Here is a 4,028-nt window from a genome sequence, read left to right as displayed (position 1 = left end):
TGTATTGTTTGGTTAGTTAATTGTTATAATGATAAATAATGCTATATTGCAGTAACTCATTGTTAATAATGCAATTATGGCACGAAGGAATAAAGTCTATCAGTTAAAGCCAGAGGATCGTCAGGAACTTGAATCATTGCTGAGATCCCATAAAACTTCCCAAAATATTGTTTTGCGTGCCAGAATTCTGAACCTGTGTGATGCCGGTCAACCAGCACATACTGTCGCCTCCGAACTCGGCACGTCTACCAACACCGTCTATAAATGGCTGACCCGGTATCAAGCATCCGGGCTGAAAGGAATTCATGATTTACCTCGCTCTGGACAGCCAAGGAAGCTATCGCAGAATAAAGTGAATGAGGTACTCAAGCTGACCCAAGAAAAAATACCGGCTGAAGCTACGCATTGGAGCCTTCGGATTATGGCAAAGCATGCCGGAATAACGGTATGGCAGGTACAGGAAATCTGGAAAGCTGCAAAACTAAAGCCGCACTGGCTGAAAACGTTCAAGTTCAGTAATGATCCTCTGTTTGCCGAGAAAGTCGTTGATGTGGTTGGTTTATACATGAATCCTCCCGACAATGCCATGATTTTGAGCATTGATGAAAAGACTCAGATTCAAGCCCTTGATCGGACACAACCCATGTTGCAACTCAAACCGGGGCAAATTGCACGGAGAACTCACGACTATAAACGCAATGGCACCAGAAGCCTCTATGCTGCGTTTGATATTCTGACAGGCAATGTTATTGGTCGAGTTACCAACAGGCATCGGGCAAAAGAATTTCTTGATTTTCTCCGTCAGGTTGAACGCTCAACGCCAAAAGAACTTGAACTACACCTTATTCTTGATAACAGCACAACCCATAAGACGCAAGAAGTAAAAGATTGGCTTGAAAAACGTCCGCGTATTCAAGTTCATTTTACCCCAACCAGCGCTTCATGGCTGAATGCAGTTGAAGGTTGGTTTTCTCAGTTGGAACGTCGTGCGCTTTACAGAGGTGTTTTCAGTAATGTCAAAGAGTTGCGAGATGAAATTCACCGTTTTATAAAAGTCCATAATGCAAAACATGCAAAACCGTTCAGGTGGACGAAAAGCGCGAATGCAATTCTGGCATCGGTTCAACGGGCTAAAGATAGTCTTACAAATAAAACAAAGGATTAACCATTCACGACACTAGTGGCTCAGGGTATGAAATGTGGGTGAAAAAAAGGTCATGAGTACAATGAGCGCTGTAACAAAGACGAAGAGAACGATAAAGAGATAGGCCATGTGTTTGATGTCCCATCCGATAATCGGCTTGATAAAGATACTCGCGCCATAGATAAGCCAGATGATGACAAGCGTAATGAGCTTTGGCTCCAGGATGGTGACGGCGCCTTTGATCGCGTGCTGTTCGACCACGCCGGCAAACAGCGTGATTGAGAGAAACAGAAAACCGAAAGCCACAGCATGCATGATAAGCCGTTCAAGCACTTCAAGATTCGGCAGTCGCTGAAAGAGCAGTTCAAACCGGTTCTGTTCAATTTGCCGGAAGAGCAGGAGATAGAGAATACTGTAGAGTCCTGCAATCGCTATGGCGCTGAATCCGAAAATGGTTGTCATCAGGTGAACACCTATTCCGATACCAGTGAATGCTGTTCCTGTATTCGGGGTCAGGGATGTCAGGATTGAGGAGATAAGCTGCGCTCCTGATGCAAAGGAGATGACAAAAAATCCTGTTTTATCACTTTTGGTAGTGAACTCTATGAAGAGGTAGATAATCGTCAGGGTAAGCGCTACCATGGTCATCAGATTTACCGTAGAATAGCTGATCTTGTACCCTTCGATGGAGGTCAAAAGGCCGAGATAGAGCACATGGGTTACTACCGTCAGGCTGAGCAGCGGGCGCTTGTACTGTTTTGCAAACTCGATATCACTGAAAAAATGGGCTCCGTAGAGAAATGTGGTCACCAGATAGAGCAGCGAGACTATCTGATTGAGAACAAGAAGCGGAAGATTGTTGAATAATATGTTGTTCATTGTGTTTTTGGTGCGGGGAAGTGTCCGGACGATAAAAAATTACTTTGGCTTCCGGTAAAAGAGCGATGTGATGCTCCTTGTCAGGGGACAAAGATTGCGCCCATAAATACAAAGAAAAATTGTATATTCGGGCCGTTACGGGGTATAAATATAGTTTATTTACAAGGAAAAAAGATGAGTGATACAAAGAATATCAGAAATATAGCCATTATCGCCCACGTTGATCATGGAAAAACGACACTTGTTGATTCGATCTTTCAGAAGACAGGCGCCTTCAGGGATAATCAGCAGGTCAATGTAAGGGTACTTGACTCAAACCCCCAGGAGAGAGAGCGGGGTATTACTATTTTTTCAAAAAATGCAGCATCAATTTATAAAGAGCACAAGATCAATATTGTTGATACACCGGGTCACGCTGATTTTGGTGGCGAGGTTGAGCGTATTCTGCAGATGGTAGACGGAGTGCTGCTTCTGGTTGATGCATTTGAGGGCCCGATGCCTCAGACCAAATTTGTGCTTCGAAAGGCGCTTGAACTCCATCTGAAGCCGATAGTGGTTATCAACAAGATCGACCGTCCCCAGTCCGATCCGGTCAAGGTGCACGATCAGGTGCTTGATCTCTTTATTGCCCTCGGCGCCGAAGAGCATCAGCTTGATTTCCCCTATATCTTCACCTCGGCCAAAAACGGTGTTGCCAAATACAGCATGGATGATGAAGATGGTGATATGAGCCTCCTTCTCGATATGATCATCAAGGAGATTCCTGCTCCGGCTGCCCATGATGACGGCGGTTTCCAGATGCTGGTGACCACGCTTGACTACAGCGACTACATCGGTAAAATCGCTATCGGCCGCATTCATCGCGGCAAGGTTAGCCCCGGAAGCCAGCTTGTTGTTGTCTCTCCTGACGGCATTGTCGGAAAGGGCACAGTAACAAAGGTTTTCCAGTTTGACAAGGTGCAGAAAATCGAGGCGAAGGAGGCGACATCCGGCGACATTATTGCCATCGCCGGTATCCCCGATGCCACAGTCGGTTTGACGCTCGCATCAGTTGAGGAACCGGTATCGCTGGAATCATTTGAAATCAGCAAGCCCACCCTCTCCATGCTCTTTTCGGTTAACGACTCCCCGTTTGCCGGTCTGGAAGGCAAAGAGGTCACCAGCCGCAAAATTCGTGAGCGTCTGATGAAAGAGCAAATGACCAACGTCGCGCTCAACGTTGAGGAGACCGACAGCGCTGATACCTTCCGTGTTTCGGGCAGGGGAGAGCTTCATCTCTCGGTACTGATCGAAACCATGAGGCGTGAAGGCTATGAGCTTGCCATTGCAAGGCCTGAGGTGATCATGCATTATGATGAGCAGGGAACGATGCTTGAGCCTATCGAACATGTGACCATTGATATTCCTGAAGAGTACACCGGTGTGATTATCGAAAAGATGGGTCGCAGAAAGGCAGAGATGACCCATATGGGCACCCTTCGCGGCGGGATGGTCAGGGTTGAGTTTGAAATACCCACCAGAGGGCTGATTGGTTACAACCTTGAGTTTACGACCGATACCAAGGGAGAGGGAATCATGTCACACGTTTTCATTAACTACCAGCCGTTCAAGGGCAAGCTCCCTTCACGCGAAACCGGTGCACTTATCGTATCCGAAGCAGGTATCTGTGTTGCTTATGCGCTCAGCGCTCTTGAAGATCGCGGAACCTTCTTTGTTTCGCCGAACACCAAGGTTTATGCCGGAATGATTGTCGGCGAGTCCACAAGAGGTCTTGATATTACCATGAACGTCTGCAAAACCAAAAAGCTCAGCAACATGCGCTCTTCGGGTACGGATGAGTCGCTTCGCCTCACCCCGCCTAAAATCCTTTCGCTGGAGCAGGCACTTGAATTCATCAACGATGATGAGCTTCTTGAGGTAACGCCACAGAGCATCAGACTGAGAAAGAAGCTGCTTGACCCGAACGCAAGGGCACGGGCGACGAAAAAAGCTAACGTCTGAGGGG

The 4,028-nt window shown here is 47.0% G+C and carries 3 protein-coding genes; 2 read left to right on the top strand and 1 reads right to left on the bottom strand.

Annotated elements, in window-relative coordinates; all coding sequences use genetic code 11:
- The first annotated feature begins 76 nt into the window (after window positions 1-76).
- The gene (locus BOO20_RS08000; RefSeq protein WP_076791911.1) at window positions 77-1,165 is read left to right on the top strand and encodes an IS630 family transposase; all 1,089 of its coding nucleotides are present in this window, start codon (window positions 77-79) and stop codon (window positions 1,163-1,165) included.
- Between the two features lie 12 nt (window positions 1,166-1,177).
- On the opposite strand, the gene BOO20_RS07995 is transcribed toward BOO20_RS08000, so the two are convergent.
- Window positions 1,178-2,023: an inner membrane protein YpjD gene (locus tag BOO20_RS07995; protein ID WP_076791909.1), complete on the bottom strand. Its 846-nt coding sequence runs from the start codon at window positions 2,021-2,023 to the stop codon at window positions 1,178-1,180.
- 174 nt (window positions 2,024-2,197) lie between these two features.
- On the opposite strand from BOO20_RS07995, the gene typA reads away from it, so the two are divergent.
- Window positions 2,198-4,024, top strand: a complete 1,827-nt coding sequence (typA, locus tag BOO20_RS07990) for a translational GTPase TypA (RefSeq protein WP_076791907.1) — start codon at window positions 2,198-2,200, stop codon at window positions 4,022-4,024.
- The last annotated feature ends 4 nt before the right edge of the window (window positions 4,025-4,028 follow it).

The organism is Chlorobium sp. KB01 (assembly GCF_001975465.1).
Classification (GTDB): domain Bacteria; phylum Bacteroidota; class Chlorobiia; order Chlorobiales; family Chlorobiaceae; genus Chlorobium.
This window is presented reverse-complemented; position numbering and strand designations above follow the sequence as displayed.